The sequence below is a fragment of the Cupriavidus sp. 291-E7 genome (assembly GCF_057798835.1).
In genome coordinates this window covers 35,250-50,652 of the sequence record NZ_JBYOJV010000007.1, presented here as the reverse complement: position 1 = coordinate 50,652, position 15,403 = coordinate 35,250, and the positions used below count along the sequence as shown (strand labels likewise).

Below are 15,403 nucleotides of genomic sequence, written 5' to 3'. Positions count from 1 at the left end.
ACTCGGTGGACAACGTCAGTGCGTGACATCCGCATTCCGGTGCATCGCGCGCAGGCCCGTACACGCAAGGAGGGCGTCCCGTGGCCGAATCCGATCCGCGTCCGAATTCCGCAGGCGCCGATGGCACTGCCGTCGGCCGTGTGCTGGCCGTCAATGTCGGCACCGCGCTGCCGCTGGTGGTGGCGGGCGCCGGTACCGAGGCCGTGGTGATGTCGGGCATCCGCAAGCATCCTCTGAGCACCCTGCATCATCCGATCGCGGTGGGCGTGCATCGCCTGGGCATGGCGGGCGATGAACAGGTCGATCGCACCGTTCACGGTGGCCCCGGCCGGGCCGTGTATGCCTATCCGATCGAACACTACACCTGGTGGAATGCCCGCCGTCGTGAGGCGGGCGTCGAGGAAGCCGAGCGGCCCCTGGCTTTCGGCGCGATGGGCGAGAACCTGACCACGCAGGGTTTGCTGGAGGTTTCGCTCTGGGTCGGAGACCGCGTGCGCATCGGCGAAGTCGAATTTGTGGTGGAATCGCCACGCCGCCCCTGCGAAAAGCTCAACGCCGTGATGGGCTACGCCCAGGCCGCGCGCGACATGACGCGCAGCGGCTTTTCCGGCGTGTACCTGAGCGTGGCGCGGCCCGGCGTGCTTCGCGCCGGTGACACGATGGTCCTCACCCCCGGACCGCGTCGGGTATCGGTCGAATGCCTGAATGGGCACCCGAGTGTCTGAATGCTCCCTCCCGCGTTAGTCCCAAGTTGAGTCGTCACGCTTTTCTGCTAATGTTTTGTTTCTGATACAAGCAATTCGACCGACCCTCCCGGCTGGTCCGGACATCCTTCCCCAACGATGCTGTAATGGCTTGTAATACCACGCGCTTGGCCTGACAGGGCCAATGCGGTACTAGTAGCAATTTGCGCGGGCATAACCGGTTCCAAGAAGCCGGGACCGATTGGGGAGCGCGCCATGCGGTATTTGAGGGTCCTCACATGAAAACTGATGGGATCGACCAGCCGAAAGGCTTCGTCGATGGCAACTGGAGCGCGGCCGCTAGCGCGGGCCGCGGCCGCACTAAGCCCTGGGTGGCGATTGCGGTGATGCTGGTGTTGGCACTGGCCGGCTGGTTTGGCTGGAAGACATGGTTTGCGCCGAAGCCGGCGGCCAAGGGGCCGTCCGTGGCCACCGTGAGCACGGCCATCGTCCAGCAGGGCGACGTGCCGGTCGAAGTGACCGCCAACGGCACCGTTACCGCGATGCAGACCGTGGACGTCCGTCCGCAGGTTTCCAGCACCGTGCGCACCGTGCATATCAAGGAAGGCCAGGCCGTGAAGCCGGGCGACCTGCTGTTCACGCTCGATACGCGCATGGACGAGGCCAATCTGGCCAAGGCCCGCGCACAGTTGATGCGCGACCAGGCCGATCTGTCCGATGCGCGCCGCACGCTGACGCGCAGCCAGGAACTGCTGCAGCGTAATTTCATTTCGCGCAGCGCCGTGGACACGGCCCAGGCCAAGGTCGATGGCTTCGAAGCCACGATCCGCGCCGACCAGGCCGCGATCGAAGCCAGCCAGGTGGCCATCAGCTACGGACAGATCCGCGCGACGATTGGCGGCCGTACCGGCGTCATCAACGTGTTCCCCGGCTCGCTGGTCACCCCGGCCAACACCACGACCACGCCGGCGATGGTGACGGTTGCCCAGATCGCACCGATCACCGTCATGTTCACGCTGCCCGAACGCCAACTGGCCGCGCTGCGCGAGGCGCTGCACGCTGGTCCGGTCACGGTGACGGCGCAGCCGAACGATGGCAATCCGGCGCCGGTGACGGGCAAGATCACGTTCATCGACAACACCGTCGATCCGCAATACGGCAGCATCCGCGTCAAGGCGATGTTCCCCAACGAGGAACAGCGTCTCTGGCCCGGTACCTACGCCAACGTGAATGCCACGGTGCAGGTGCTGAAGAATGCGTTGAGCGTGCCGCCGCAGTCCGTGGTGGCCGGCCCCGAGGGCCGCTTCGTCTATACCGTGGGGCCCGACAACAAGGTGGCTCGCGTACCGGTGAAAGTACTGGTCACCACGGCCGCCGCCGCGGTGGTGGATGGCGTGCAGCCGGGCGCTCGCGTCGTGACAGAGGGCGCGCAGAACCTGCGTCCGGGCAGCCTGGTCCGTGAAGCGACGCAACGGGCCGCTTCGGCACCGGCCGCGGCTGCCGGCAACGGCGGGCACTAAGATCATGACGCTGTCCGAGCTTTGTATCCGTCGGCCCGTCATGACGGTGCTGCTGTGCCTGGCCGTCATCGTTACCGGCATCGTGCTGTATCCGACGATCCCGATCGCGGCCCTGCCCAGCTTCAATTCACCCGTGATCCAGGTCACGGCCACGCTGCCGGGGGCCAGCCCCGAGACAATGGCCGCATCCGTGGCCACGCAGCTCGAAAAGCAGTTCGCGACGATTCCCGGCGTGACCGTGATCAGTTCGTCGAACACGCTTGGCAATTCGAGCATCACGATCGAATTCAACAGCGACCGCAATATCGACGACGCGGCCGTGGACGTGCAGGCGGCGCTGTTCCGCGCGCAACGTTCGCTGCCGATCGAGATGACGGTACCGCCGTCGTATCGCAAGGTGAATCCGGCCGATGCGCCGGTGATTCTGCTGGCCATCAACTCGCCGTCGATGAGCCTGGGCGAACTGAATGCGTTCGGCGATAACCTGATCTCGCCCACGCTGGCCACGCTGCCCGGCGTGGCACAGGTGCAGATCTTCGGCCAGAAGCGTTTCTCCGTGCGCGTGCGCGCCCACCCCGACGCGCTGGCCGCCCGTGGCATGACGCTGGACGAGCTGGCTACCGCGCTCAATCGCGCCAATGCGAACACGCCCGTGGGTACGCTCGATGGCGCGCGCCAGACGCTGACCATCCAGGCCAACCGCCAGATGACCAGCGCCGATGCGTTCCGCAACATCATCGTGGCCAGCCAGCCTAGCGGCGCCGTGGTGCGTCTGTCGGACGTGGCCGATGTGGAAGACAGCGTCGAGACGATCAAGACCGGCAGCTGGCTCAACAACGAACGGTCGATTGTGCTGGCCGTGCTGCGCCAGCCGGACGCCAACACGGTGGCCGTGGTCGATTCCATCAAGAATGCCTTGCCACGCCTGGTGCAACAGATGCCGGGATCGGTGAACGTGAGCGTGGTGAATGACCGGTCGAATTCGATCCGCGAATCGATTCACGACGTGCAGTTCACGCTGGCGCTGACCGTGGCGCTGGTGGTGATGGTGATCTTCCTGTTCCTGCGCCGCGCGGCGGCCACGCTGATTCCCACGGTGTCGCTGCCGATTTCACTGATAGGTACCGTGGCGCTGATGAAGGCGTTCGGCTACAGCCTCGACAACGTGTCGCTGCTGGCCATCACGCTGGCCGTGGGCCTGGTGGTGGACGACGCGATCGTGATGCTGGAAAACATCGTCCGCCATATCGAGGAAGGCGTGCCGCCGCTGAAGGCCGCGCTGGTCGGCTCGCGCGAAATGGGGTTCACGATCCTGTCGATCTCGATCTCGCTGGTGGCGGTGTTCATCCCGATCTTCTTCATGCCGGGCGTGATCGGTCTGCTGTTTCACGAATTCGCCGCGGTGGTGTCGCTGTCGATCCTGGTATCGGCGCTGGTGTCCCTGACACTGATCCCGATGCTCTGCGCGCGTTTTCTGTCGGCCGAGAACGTACCCGTCGATGAATCGCAGCACGCCTATGGCGATCATCCGCAAGGCGCGCCGGCACACCATGCGCCGCAGAAGCAAACCATCGGCCTGCGTGCCACGCAGTGGTTCGAAGACCTGTTCGAATGGACGCTTCACAAGTACGCGCGCGGGCTGGACTGGTGCCTTGCGCATCGCCGCTTCGTACTGGCCATCGCGGGTCTGACTTTCGTGTTGACGGCCGTGCTGTTCGTGAAGATTCCCAAGGGCTTCTTCCCCGAGGAGGACATTGGCCAGATCCAGGTGAACGCCGAAGGTCCGCAGGACATTTCGTTCGACGCGATGTCGGACCGCCTGCGCGATGCAGCGGAACGCATTCGCGCCAATCCGGCCGTGAAGAGCGTGGTGGCGTCGATTGGTGGCGGGCCGTCGCCGGCCATCAACACGGGCCGTATGTTCGTGGAGCTGAAGCCGCTGGGTGAGCGGCCCAAGATGCCGCAGGTGGTGGAATCGCTGCGCCACGACGTGGCGGGCGTGCCGGGCCTGCAGGTCTATTTTTCGCCGGTGCAGAACCTGCGCCTGGGCGGGCGTCAGAGCAAGAGCCGCTACCAGTACACGCTGCAGAGCGTGAAGTCCGGCCAGCTGCAGGATTACAGCGACAAGCTCATGGCGAAGATGCGCGCCGAGCCGGTGTTCCGCGACGTGACCAGCGATTCGCAGCAATCGGGCCTGGAGGCGCAGCTTACGATCGACCGCGACAAGGCCAACGCGATGGGCGTGCAGATGCAGGACGTGCGCGCCGCGCTGTACACGGCATTTGGCGAGCGGCAGGTGTCGACGATCTACACGCCGATCGACAACTACTACGTGATCCTGACCGCGGCCGATATCGATCGCGTGGATGAGACCGCATTCTCCAAGCTCTACGTGCGCAGCAAGACCGGGCAGATGGTGCCGGTGTCGGCGTTCGCCACCACCGAACGCCGCGTGGGGCCGATTGCGGTGAATCACCAGGGCCAGTTGCCGTCGGTGACGGTGTCGTTCAACCTGGCACCGGGCGCGGCGCTGGGCGATGCATCGAAGCTGATCGATCGCTACCGCCAGGAGATCGAGATGCCGGCTTCGATCTTCACGAGCTGGGGCGGCGACGCCGCCGTATTCCAGTCATCGCAAGCCACGCAGGTGGTGCTGCTGGTGGCCGCCATCGCGGTCATCTACACGCTGCTGGGCGTGCTCTACGAGAGCTACATCCATCCGCTGACGATTCTGGCCGGCCTGCCATCGGCGGCCATCGGCGCGCTACTGACGCTGTTCATCTTCAACGTCGAGCTGTCGCTGATTGCGACGATCGGTGTGCTGATGCTGATCGGTATCGTGAAAAAGAACGCCATCATGATGATCGACTTCGCGCTGGCCGCGCAGCGCGAGCAGGGCATGCTGCCGGCGAAGGCCATCCGGCAGGCCTGCCTGCTGCGGTTCCGCCCGATCATGATGACCACGTTCGCCGCCGTGATGGGCGCCCTGCCCCTGGCCCTGGGGCTCGGCGCCGGCGCCGAGCTGCGCCAGCCGCTGGGTCTGGCCGTGGTGGGCGGGCTGCTGTTCTCGCAGGTCATCACGCTGTTCATCACGCCGGTGATCTACCTGGCGCTGGACCGTTACTCGGGTACCGGCCCGCTGCAGATCGACTCCGAAGGCAATCCGCTCGAAGAAAAGCAGGCCGAAGCGGTTTCTTCGCACTGATCGATCAAGCCGTGGGCGCCTTGCGCGCGCCCACGGCTTCCTCCCCGATTCTTCCCCCGGTTTTCCCCGCGATTTTTCCCCATAAAAACCACAGGTTTCGACTGCCTTTCGTAACAAAGGCTTGCCGGAAATGTAACAAACGAGAATAATTCTCGTTTTCAGCGGCGCGACCCCATTCATCACAACAAAGGGCACGCCCGTACACGCCAGCCAGCCAACCGCCCTATGCCGCCGGACCCGTCCGGTGCGCCAATCAGCCAGCCAGCGTTTCGCTTTCTTGAAGGGGAAATCCATGAAACGCTGTTTCCTGGCGCGTCGCCTGCGCGCCTCCATCCGGGTCACGCCGGTCGCGGCCGTATGCGCCACGCTGTGCGCGCCGTTGTCCGCGCCGCTATGGGCCGCCGATGTTCCGCAACTGGGTGAAGTCGTGGTGACGGCCACACGCACCGAGGAACGCGCCGATGCCGTGGCGTCGACGATCACCGTCGAGGACGCCCGCAAGATCGAGCAATCGATGCCGGTCGACGAAGCCGGCCTGTTCGCGGACGAGCCGGATATCGACGTGCCGCGCGACCGTCGCCGCTTTGGCGCCGGCAGCATCAACATCCGCGGCATCGAGGACAACCGCGTGCTGCAGATGGTCGATGGCGTGCGCCTGCCCGACTTCTTCAACGGCGGCGGACCTTCGAACATTTCGACGTCCACCCGCGACGCACCCGAATTCTCTTTCCTGAAGCGCGTGGAAGTGCTGCGCGGCCCGGCATCGAGCCTGTACGGATCGGATGCGATCGGCGGCGTGGTGTCGTACGCGACGAAGGACCCGCAGGACCTGATGCGCGGCAAGTCCGCCGGCGGCGAGCTTGGCCTGAGCTGGAACGGTATCGACAATGGCTTCGGCCAGACCGCTGGCGTGGCCGGTGGCAACGAGATGGTCCAGGGCCTGTTCATGTACGCGCACCGCAAGGCCCACGAAATGCAGAACATGGGCGGCGACAACTCCGTGTCGACGTCGCGCACGGCGCCGAACCCGCAGGATGTGGAAACCAATGCGTACCTGGGCAAGATCGTGCTCAATGCCACGCCACGGCAGCGCTTCAAGCTGACCTACGAACATCGCGATGCCAGCAGCAGCACCGACCTGCTGCGGCTGTCCACCTCGCTGCCGCGCGTGACGTCGGCCACCGGCACCGAAGACCTGGAGCGCAACCGTGTGTCGCTCGACTACGAGTGGCGCCCTGAAAACGGCGTGCTGGACCGCTTGACCGCCGCCGTCTACTACCAGAAGAGCCAGACCACCACGAACACGAACCAGGTGCGCAGCCGCACCAGCACCGGATGTTCCGCCACCACGGCGGGCACGAGCCTGTGCAACGTGGCGTTGGGCTTCGGCTTTGAACAGCAGCAGACCGGCTTCAACTTTCAGGCGGACAAGTCATTCAACACGGGTAGCGTGGAACACCGCGTGATTGGCGGCGTCGACTTCATCCGCACCGAGTCCCAGGAGTACCGCGATGCCACCGTCGTCAACACGACGACCGGCACCACCACGAAGTCGCTGGCGGGCGAGAACTTCCCGTTGCACGACTTCCCGAAGGGCGAGACGCGCCAGGTGGGTGTGTTCGTCCAGGATGAATTGCGCTTCATGAACGGCCGCTTCACGGTGACGCCGGGCCTGCGTTTCGATCATTACTCGCTCGGACCCGACAACGATCCGCAGTACAACAGCGTGGCGGCCAAGCCAGCCATCAGCAAGAGCGATTCGAACCTGTCGCCGAAGCTGTCGGCGCTCTGGCAGGCCACTGACCGCATCAACCTGTGGGCGCAGTACGTGTTCGGCTATCGGGCGCCGAACTATCAGGAGATCAACGGCAGCTTCCGTAATCCGGTGCAGGGCTATGGCGCGGCGCCGAACGGCGAACTCAACCCCGAGAAGAGTCGATCGTTCGAAGTGGGCGTGCGCTATACCGACGAGAACGTGCAGACCAGCGTGGCGCTCTTCGACAACCGGTACAAGGACTTCATCGAACAGGTCCAGCTGACCTGTCCGTCGGACCCCTCTTGCCTGCCGGGCCTGCGCGCGACCTACCAGTACCGCAACCAGGCGAAGGTCCGCATTTATGGCGCGGAATGGCGCGGCGTGTGGCGCTTCCTGCCGCAATGGCGTGTGGATGGCGCGGTGGCGTACGCGCATGGCACGAACGAGCAGACCAACCAGCCGCTGAACAGCGTATCGCCGCTGCGCGCGGCGGCGGGCCTGACGTGGGAGCCGTCGGTCGGCGAAGGCCCCGGCGCGGCATTGCGCTGGCGCGGCGCCAAGGCCGTGACGCGCACGGACGACACATCATTCACGTACTTCAAGCCCGGTGGCTATGGCGTGGTCGATTTGCAGGCATGGTGGCGCTTCGGCAAACGCGCCACGTTGACGCTGGCGGTGAATAACCTGTTCGACAAGAAGTACTGGTTGTGGGGCGATGTGCGCCAGACCGGCGTGTCGGCCACCGAGCCAGGGCTGGACTTCTACACGCAACCGGGCCGCACGTTCGCCGCTGCGGTCAAGGTCGCGTTCTGACGCGAGACAGGAGGCACGATGTCCCCACAATCAATAACGACAAGATGGCTGGCGGTGTGGCTGGGTGTACTGCTGTTGGCGCTGTCCGCGCGGATAGCTTTCGCGGCGCCGGTCATCCACATCCTGACCACGTCACCGGTGCCGGCCGGCAAGTTCGCGCCGCTGCGCGACATGGCGCAACAGCACGGCATGACGCTGGAGGCGCGCTATATCGAAAAGCTCTCCTCGCAGGATCTCGATGTCTTTGCCACGAAGACGGACCTGCTGATCGTCGATGCACCGCGCGAACATATCGTCACGGCGATGCTTGCGCAGCTCGGATCGTTGTGGACCAACTCGAAGACCGCGCGCGTGCTGCTGGCGACCGATCGTGCCGAGGCGCACGGCATCGATAACGCACTCGCAACGCGCCTGCTGGCGTACTACGCCAATGGTGGCCGCGCCAACTTCGATGCCATGATGCGCACGCTGGCGGCGGATCACTTCCGCCTGCGCGGCGATGCGTCGATTCCGGCGCCGACGATTTTTCCGAAGGCCGCGTACTACCATCCGCGCCTGCCGAACGTGGTCACCACATCGGCGACGGAGGCGTTGCGCGCATCGGGCGCCGACGACGCGCCTGTGATCGGCGTGGCGATCCACCAGGCTTACGTGTCGGGGCTGGACAGTGCGTTCATCGACGACCTGGTGGCGCGAATCGAGGCACGCCATGCGCGCGCGCTGGTGTTCTACGGCCCGGTGATGGACGCCGACGGCATCACGCGCATGGCCGCACCCGACGGCAAGCGCATCGTCGACGTTCTCATCAACGGTCAGATCATGCTGAACCCGCAGGGTCGCAAGGCCGAGTTCGAGGCGCTGGGCATTCCGGTGCTACAGGTGATGCCTTATCGCAAGGGCGATGCCGCGGACTGGGCAGCCGATCCGCACGGCATCAGCCTGACCGACACGCCGTTCTACCTGGTGCAGCCCGAGTTGGCGGGCGTGGTGGACCCGATGCTGGCTGCTGCCACGGCAAAGGGCGATGGCGCCATCGTGAGCCTGCCTGCGCAGATCGATGCGGTGGCCAACAAGGCAATCGCATTGACCCGGCTGCAGCGCACGCCGAACGCCGACAAGCGCGTGGCGATCCTGTTCTACAACTACCCTGCCGGCGAAAAGAATCTGTCCGCGTCGTTCCTCAACTTGCCCAGGAGTCTGGCAGGCACGCTGGCGGCATTGCGCGCGGCGGGCTATCGCACCGAAGCCGCCGACGAAGCCACGCTGCAACGTGATCTGGGCGCACTGCTGGCGCCGTTCTATCGGCCCGGCAACCTGGAACCGCTGCTCGACGCCGGTCTCGGCGTGTGGATGCCGATGTCGCGCTACCGTGCCTGGTTCGATGCGCTGCCGGCGGATATGCGCGCGGCGGTGACGGAGCGCTGGGGCAAGCCCGAGCAATCGTCGATGGCCACCACGCGCAATGGTGAGTCCGGCTTTGTGATCCCACGCGTGCAACTGGGCAATGTCGCGCTGATGCCGGTGCCGCCGCGCGGCGAACGTAATGAGTCGGATGAGAAAGCGCTCTATCACTCGACCAAAACGCCGCTGAACCACTTCTACATGGCGGCGTATCTGTGGGCGCGACAGGACCGCGAAGCGCTGGTGCACTACGGCACGCACGGCACGCAGGAATGGACCCCCGGCAAGGAGCGCGCACTGGCCGTCACCGATCAACCGTATCTGGTGCTGGGCGATGTGCCGGTCATCTATCCGTACATCGTCGATGACGTCGGTGAAGCAATCCAGGCCAAGCGGCGCGGCCGCGCGGTCATCGTCAGCCACCAGACGCCGCCGTTCAAGCCGGCGGGCCTGCATACGGAGCTGACGCAACTGCACGATCAACTGCACGCCTATCTGGCGCAGGACGAAGGCGCGGTGAAGGACACCCTGGCCGCGGACATCCTCGCACGCAGCAAGACCATGCATGTGTTCGAAGACATGGGCTGGACCGAGGCGCGCGCGCGCACCGGATTCGCGGCCTACCTCGATGCGTTGCACATCCATCTGCATGAACTTGGCGGCACGCTGCAGCCGTACGGTCTGCATACGTTCGGACAATCGCAGGACGAAGGTCTGCGTCTGTACACGGTCATGGCGATGCTCGGCAGGGACTGGATCAAGCGCGTGTTCCCCGAGGAACCGGAAGAGGTATTCGCGGTGGACTACGCGCAGCTGTCGACGTCCCTGCCCTACGCGATGGTGCGTCGTTACGTCATCGAGAATGCACCGCTTGAATCGCTCAAGGATGCGAAGCAGCGCGAAGATATGCAACGGGCGCGGCAACTGTATGCGAGCCTGGATGCTAGCCCCGAGAACGAGGGCTTGCTGGCCGCGCTGGCCGGGCGTCATGTGATGACGGGTACCGGCGGCGATCCGGTTCGCAATCCCGACGCGCTGCCCACCGGCCGCAACCTCTATGGTTTCGATCCGTCGAAGGTACCCAGCCGCGAGGCGTGGAAGGCGGGTCAGGCCGCCGCCGAAGCGATGATCGCGGACTGGCGCAAGCGGCACGGCCAATGGCCGAAGAAGCTGGCGTTCTCGCTGTGGAGCGTGGAGACCATGCGTCATCAGGGCATGCTCGAAGCACAAGCGATGGCCGTGCTCGGGATACGCCCAAAGTGGGATGACGGTGGACGTGTGGTGGGCGTGGAAGCGATTCCGGCTAGCGAGTTGGGCAGGCCGCGCGTCGATGTGGTGCTGTCGGCGACCGGACTGTACCGCGATCATTTTCCGAACCTGATGAAGTGGCTGGCCGAGGCCGTGAAGCTGGCCGCCGCGCAACCGGAACCGGGCAACGTCGTGGCGGCGAATACGCGGGACATGCGCGCGCAACTGGCCAGGATCGGTGTCGCGCCGGACCGCCTGGACGGGCTGGCCATCACGCGCATCTTCGCGAGTGAATCGGGCAACTATGGCACGGGGCTGAACGATGCCACGCTGGCAACCGATACGTTCGGCAGCGGCAAGGCAGCCGACGCGAAACTGGCCAACCTGTATCTGTCGCGCATGCAGTACGCGTACGGTCCCGATGAAAAATACTGGGGCGAGAAGCTGCCGCAAGCGAACCTCTACGCCGAGAATCTCAAGGGCGTGGACGGCGCGTTGCTGGCGCGCAGTTCGAACCTGTACGGCATGCTGACGACCGACGACCCGTTCCAGTACCTGGGCGGCATTGGCCTGGCCGTAAGGCATCTGACCGGCAAGGCCCCGGAGCTGTTGATCTCGAATCTGCGCGATGCGAACAACGCGAAGACGGAAACGGCCGCGAGCTTTTTGGCAACCGAGCTGCGCACGCGCTATTTCCATCCGGGCTGGATCGAAGGCATGAAGGCCGAGGGATACAGCGGTGCGCTGAACGTGCTCGACACGGTGAACAACTTCTGGGGTTGGACCGCCGTCTCGCCGGAGATCGTGCGCGACGATCAGTGGACCGAATTCGCCGACGTCTACGTCAACGACAAGCACAAGCTCGGGCTGAACGAATGGTTCGAACGCAACGCGCCGCAGGCACAGGCGCAGGTGATCGAGCGCATGCTCGAAGCCGCGCGCAAGGGCTATTGGCATGCCGACCCGGCGATGCTGAAGACGCTGGCAAAACGGTATGACGAACTGGCGCAGCGCCACGACATCCGCAGCAACAATCGCCAGTTCAACGCGTATCGTGACACCCTGGCACCCGCGGCGCCCGGATACGGTCTGCAGGCGCCCGCCGCGCCCGCGCAGCCGAAATCAGCGCCGCCCAGCCCGAAGCCACCGGCACCGGCCGCGCAGCAGCAACCGCAGCCGCCGCAACCGCAGCCTTCGCCAGCCCAGCCTCCGGCGCAAGCGGTTCAGGGGATGAAGCTGGAAGAGCGGAAACCCCCGGCCGCGGCCATCGTGCCGGTGCTATCTTGGCTGGCCGGTGGCATTGCCCTGGCGGCGGCGATCGTTGGCGGCGCCATCAGCGCGCGCCGGCGCTTGAGCGGCTGAAGCCCGTGGAGCCAGAATTCATTGAGGCGAAGAATGTTGATTCGATGTTTTTCGCATGAGTCATTAATCGCATAGATATATCTGATCCTGTTTGACCATGACACCTACCCTGCTTGAAACCCTGATGTATGACGTCGGCCAGCTGTTCCTGTACCCGACGCTGGCGCTGATTGGCTTGCTGTTTCTCTATGCGTTTTGGGCGCTGGGCGATTTCGCCATGCAGGCCTGGCTGCGTAGCCGGCATGCCATCGGCTCGGGACGCGGCTATCCGCTGGTGGCCTGGGCACGCCGCCACAAGGTCAGCAATCCCGATGCGCTCGACGTGACCGCGCACAGGCTGCTGGAGCGGCCGCGCATTGCCTCGCGCGTGGCGCCGATGCTGGGCCTGGTCGCCACGATGATCCCGATGGGGCCGGCGCTCAAGGGACTGTCCGGCGGCAATCTGGCGAATGTGGGCGAGAACCTGACCATCGCGTTCTCGGCGGTGATACTGGCGCTGATCGCGGCCAGTATCACGTTCTGGGTGGTCAACGTGCGCCGGCGCTGGCTGGCCGAGGAACTCGTGTGGCTGGGCCAGTCGCATCCGCAATGGGAGTCCGAGGCATGAAATTCCTGGAGGAAAGCGAAGCCGACGATCCCATCCTGTCGGTCGTCAACCTGATCGACGTGTTCCTGGTGGTGATCGCCGCCTTGCTGGTGACCATCGCGCAGAACCCGCTCAATCCGTTTACGCATAACGACGTGACCATCATTTCCAATCCGGGCAAGCCGAACATGGAAATCGTGTCGCGCCAGGGCGAGAAAATTGTTCGCTACCAGGCGAGCGGCCAGGTCGGGTCCGGCGACGGCATCAAGGCCGGCGTGGCATATCGCATGAAGGATGGTTCGATGGTCTATGTGCCGGAAGCATCGGCTGGCGGGAATGCCAGCGGCGCCACCGGCGCCACGCAGGCACAAACGCAACCGGAGCCAGCCAAGCCATGACGCGCCCGTTCAAGCCTTTCACGCTGCTCTCGCTGGTGGCCGCCGTGGCGTTTGCCGCCGGCTGCGCGTCGACCGTCACCGCACCCCCGGCAACACCGCAGGCCATCAGTCTGAAGTTCGCTGACAAGTCCTATGTGCTGCTGGGCGAAGTCCATGACAGCGCGGCGGCGCAGCAACAGCGTTTGCAGGCGCTGACGCGCGCGGTGGAAGCGGGATGGCGGCCGGCCATCGCGATGGAGCAGTTCGACCGCGAACGCCAGGCCGATATCGACCGGGCGCGCATCGAACGGCCGCACGATGCCGACTATCTGATCGAACAGGCCGGCGGTGGCAAGAGCGGCTGGGACTGGACGCTGTACAAGCCCGTGGTGGCACTGGCGTTGCAATACAACCTGCCGCTGCGTGCCGCGAACCTGTCGCGTGCCGACGCCGGCAAGATCGTGCGTGGCGGCTTTGGCGATGTCTTTGCGACGGACCAGCAGAAGACATTGGGGCTTGGCGGCGCGCTGCCGGAAGACATCGTTACGGCGCAGACCGCCGTGCTGGACGCCGGCCACTGCGGCCATTTTCCGAAGGTGATGCTGCCCGGCATGCTGAACGCACAGGCTGCGCGCGATGCGGTGATGGCACAGACGCTGCGTCCTTATGCGAGCCGTGGCGCGGTGCTGATCGCGGGGAATGGCCATGTGCGGCGCGACATCGGCGTGCCGCGCTGGCTGCCTGACGGCGCGCGCGTGCTCAGCGTGGGCTATATCGAATCCGATTCGCCCGACAAGGGATTCGACGAAGTGGTGCGCGTGCCTGCAAAGGAGCGTGAAGACCCGTGCAAGGATGCGGTGATGAGCAAGCCGATGCGGCAGTAAGCGGTACGCGGTACGTGCTTTCCTCTCCCGCGAAACGGTGTGCAGACCGGGGAGAGGGAAGTCAGGCTTGCGAATCCGCCAGCACGAAATCCATTTCGGCCCGCAATCCCCTGCCTTGCGTGGCATCCCGCAGCGTTACCTTTCCGCCGAACCTGGCCGCCATCTCGCGCGTGATCGCCAGCCCGAGTCCGGACCCCGGCTCGGTGTTTTCCACGCGCCGATAGAAGCGCGCGAATACCTTCTCGCGCTCGCTCTCGGGAATGCCGGGACCGTCGTCTTCCACCACCAGCAGCGCATGGCCGTTCCTTCGTGCGGCCGATAGCGTGATACGGCTGCCGCGTCCCGAATACTGGATCGCGTTATGCACGAGGTTGGCCAGTGCCTCGCGCAGCAATGCGGCGTCGGCGTGTACCGGCAGGGTCAGATCGGCGGGGCGCTCCCAGCCGAAGTCCTGCTGCTTGCCGCGTGCCAGCGGCAGATAGTCCAGCGCCACCTGTTCCGCGACGGTCACGGCGTCGATGATGCCGGCTTCTTCTTCGGACGTGGCGCCTTCGCGCGCGGGTTGCCGCACGCGGGCCAGCGCGAGCAATTGGTTGGTCAGGCGCGCTGCCTGCTCCAGCTGCGTGACGATACCGCCCACGGCCTCCGACGCGGCCTCGCGCGAGGGTTCGTCCTGCCGTATCTGCAATTGCCGCTGGGCGAATTCGGCTTGCGTCTTCAGGATGGCCAGCGGCGTGCGCAGCTGGTGCGCGGCGTCGGCGATGAACTGGATCTGCGATTGCGCCATCGCCTCGGAGCGCGATACATGCAGGTTCACCGCGTCGACGAGCGGCCGGACTTCCACCGGCACGACGTCGAACTCCAGCGGCGCGAGGTCTTCGGGCGATCTCGCGCGCACGTCGTCGCGTACCCGTTGCAGCGGCTTGAGCACGTATGTGATGCCGCCGACCAGTATCACCGCCGACAGCACGATCAGCGCGATATCGCGCAGCAGCGCGCTGCGCCACACATTGCCGATCAGCGCCGCGCGTGGCTCGGCGGTTTCCGCCACCTGGATGATGACCCGCATGTTCGCGTCGGGGCGATAAATCGGCCGGGCCATCGTTGCGATGCGTACGGCGTCGCCGTGATAAACGGCGTCGTAGAAGCGTGGCACGTTGTTGACGAGCGCACCCTTGGGAAGGGGCAGGTCGTCGTAGCCCGTGACGGTCTCGATGCTGCCGCCGCGTTCCATCGACACGCGATAAAACACATGCGTCTGCGAGGCGGTTTCGAACATTTCCATCGCGGCGTCGGGCAGCGTGAGCTGCACGCTCTCGCCGGCCATGCCGATGGCGTTGTCGATGGTTCGCACGGAGCCGTAGAGCGAGCGGTCGTAGGCGGTATTGGCCGCGTCGCGCAGCGTGCCATAGGTGAACCAGGTGTCGACGGCCATCATCAGCGCCAGCGCAGGCACGAGCAGGATCAGCAACTGGCGGCGCAGACTGCCGCGCAACCACAGCCGCACCGGCAGGCGCGCGCGCTGGCGCAGGTGGCGGGGCCACATG

At 65.2% G+C, this 15,403-nt stretch carries 9 protein-coding genes; 8 read left to right on the top strand and 1 reads right to left on the bottom strand.

What is annotated here, in order from left to right; genetic code table 11:
* The first annotated feature begins 80 nt into the window (after nt 1–80).
* The 8 genes from AC3FLX_RS13985 (at nt 81) to AC3FLX_RS13950 (ending at nt 13,856) form a co-directional block, all read left to right on the top strand.
* Nucleotides 81–725 (top strand): MOSC domain-containing protein, encoded by a 645-nt coding sequence (locus AC3FLX_RS13985; RefSeq protein WP_488697429.1) that lies wholly within the window; start codon nt 81–83, stop codon nt 723–725.
* A gap of 257 nt (nt 726–982) precedes the next feature.
* A complete protein-coding gene (locus AC3FLX_RS13980; protein WP_488697427.1) occupies nt 983–2,224 on the top strand; it encodes an efflux RND transporter periplasmic adaptor subunit in 1,242 nt (413 codons plus the stop codon).
* Between the two features lie 4 nt (nt 2,225–2,228).
* Nucleotides 2,229–5,429, top strand: coding sequence for an efflux RND transporter permease subunit (locus AC3FLX_RS13975; protein ID WP_488697426.1), 3,201 nt, complete (start codon nt 2,229–2,231; stop codon nt 5,427–5,429).
* A 292-nt stretch (nt 5,430–5,721) separates the two neighbouring features.
* Nucleotides 5,722–7,998 carry a TonB-dependent hemoglobin/transferrin/lactoferrin family receptor gene (locus AC3FLX_RS13970; protein ID WP_488697425.1) on the top strand — a complete coding sequence of 759 codons (2,277 nt, stop codon included), beginning with the start codon at nt 5,722–5,724 and terminating at the stop codon, nt 7,996–7,998.
* 18 nt (nt 7,999–8,016) lie between these two features.
* A complete protein-coding gene (gene cobN / locus AC3FLX_RS13965; protein ID WP_488697424.1) occupies nt 8,017–12,009 on the top strand; it encodes a cobaltochelatase subunit CobN in 3,993 nt (1,330 codons plus the stop codon).
* A 97-nt stretch (nt 12,010–12,106) separates the two neighbouring features.
* Entirely contained in the window at nt 12,107–12,616 is a 510-nt protein-coding gene (locus AC3FLX_RS13960) for a MotA/TolQ/ExbB proton channel family protein (protein WP_488697422.1), read from the top strand.
* Nucleotides 12,613–12,993 (top strand): DUF2149 domain-containing protein, encoded by a 381-nt coding sequence (locus AC3FLX_RS13955; protein ID WP_488697421.1) that lies wholly within the window; start codon nt 12,613–12,615, stop codon nt 12,991–12,993. The genes AC3FLX_RS13960 and AC3FLX_RS13955 overlap by 4 nt, the downstream gene beginning before the upstream one ends.
* Nucleotides 12,990–13,856 (top strand): ChaN family lipoprotein, encoded by an 867-nt coding sequence (locus tag AC3FLX_RS13950; RefSeq protein WP_488697419.1) that lies wholly within the window; start codon nt 12,990–12,992, stop codon nt 13,854–13,856. Before AC3FLX_RS13955 ends, AC3FLX_RS13950 begins: the two co-directional genes overlap by 4 nt.
* Before the next feature lie 61 nt (nt 13,857–13,917).
* On the opposite strand, the gene AC3FLX_RS13945 is transcribed toward AC3FLX_RS13950, so the two are convergent.
* Complete coding sequence (locus AC3FLX_RS13945; RefSeq protein WP_488697417.1) at nt 13,918–15,402, bottom strand: sensor histidine kinase; 1,485 nt, start codon at nt 15,400–15,402, stop codon at nt 13,918–13,920.
* Nucleotide 15,403: the final 1 nt, after the last annotated feature.

Excerpts from the sequence above, each read along its gene's own strand:
- AC3FLX_RS13980 (WP_488697427.1), top strand. The coding sequence starts at position 983 with ATGAAAACTGATGGGATCGACCAGCCGAAAGGCTTCGTCGATGGCAAC.
- AC3FLX_RS13975 (WP_488697426.1), top strand. The coding sequence starts at position 2,229 with ATGACGCTGTCCGAGCTTTGTATCCGTCGGCCCGTCATGACGGTGCTG.
- AC3FLX_RS13970 (WP_488697425.1), top strand. The coding sequence starts at position 5,722 with ATGAAACGCTGTTTCCTGGCGCGTCGCCTGCGCGCCTCCATCCGGGTC.
- cobN (WP_488697424.1), top strand. The coding sequence starts at position 8,017 with ATGTCCCCACAATCAATAACGACAAGATGGCTGGCGGTGTGGCTGGGT.
- AC3FLX_RS13960 (WP_488697422.1), top strand. The coding sequence starts at position 12,107 with ATGACACCTACCCTGCTTGAAACCCTGATGTATGACGTCGGCCAGCTG.
- AC3FLX_RS13955 (WP_488697421.1), top strand. The coding sequence starts at position 12,613 with ATGAAATTCCTGGAGGAAAGCGAAGCCGACGATCCCATCCTGTCGGTC.
- AC3FLX_RS13950 (WP_488697419.1), top strand. The coding sequence starts at position 12,990 with ATGACGCGCCCGTTCAAGCCTTTCACGCTGCTCTCGCTGGTGGCCGCC.
- AC3FLX_RS13945 (WP_488697417.1), bottom strand. The coding sequence starts at position 15,402 with ATGTGGCCCCGCCACCTGCGCCAGCGCGCGCGCCTGCCGGTGCGGCTG.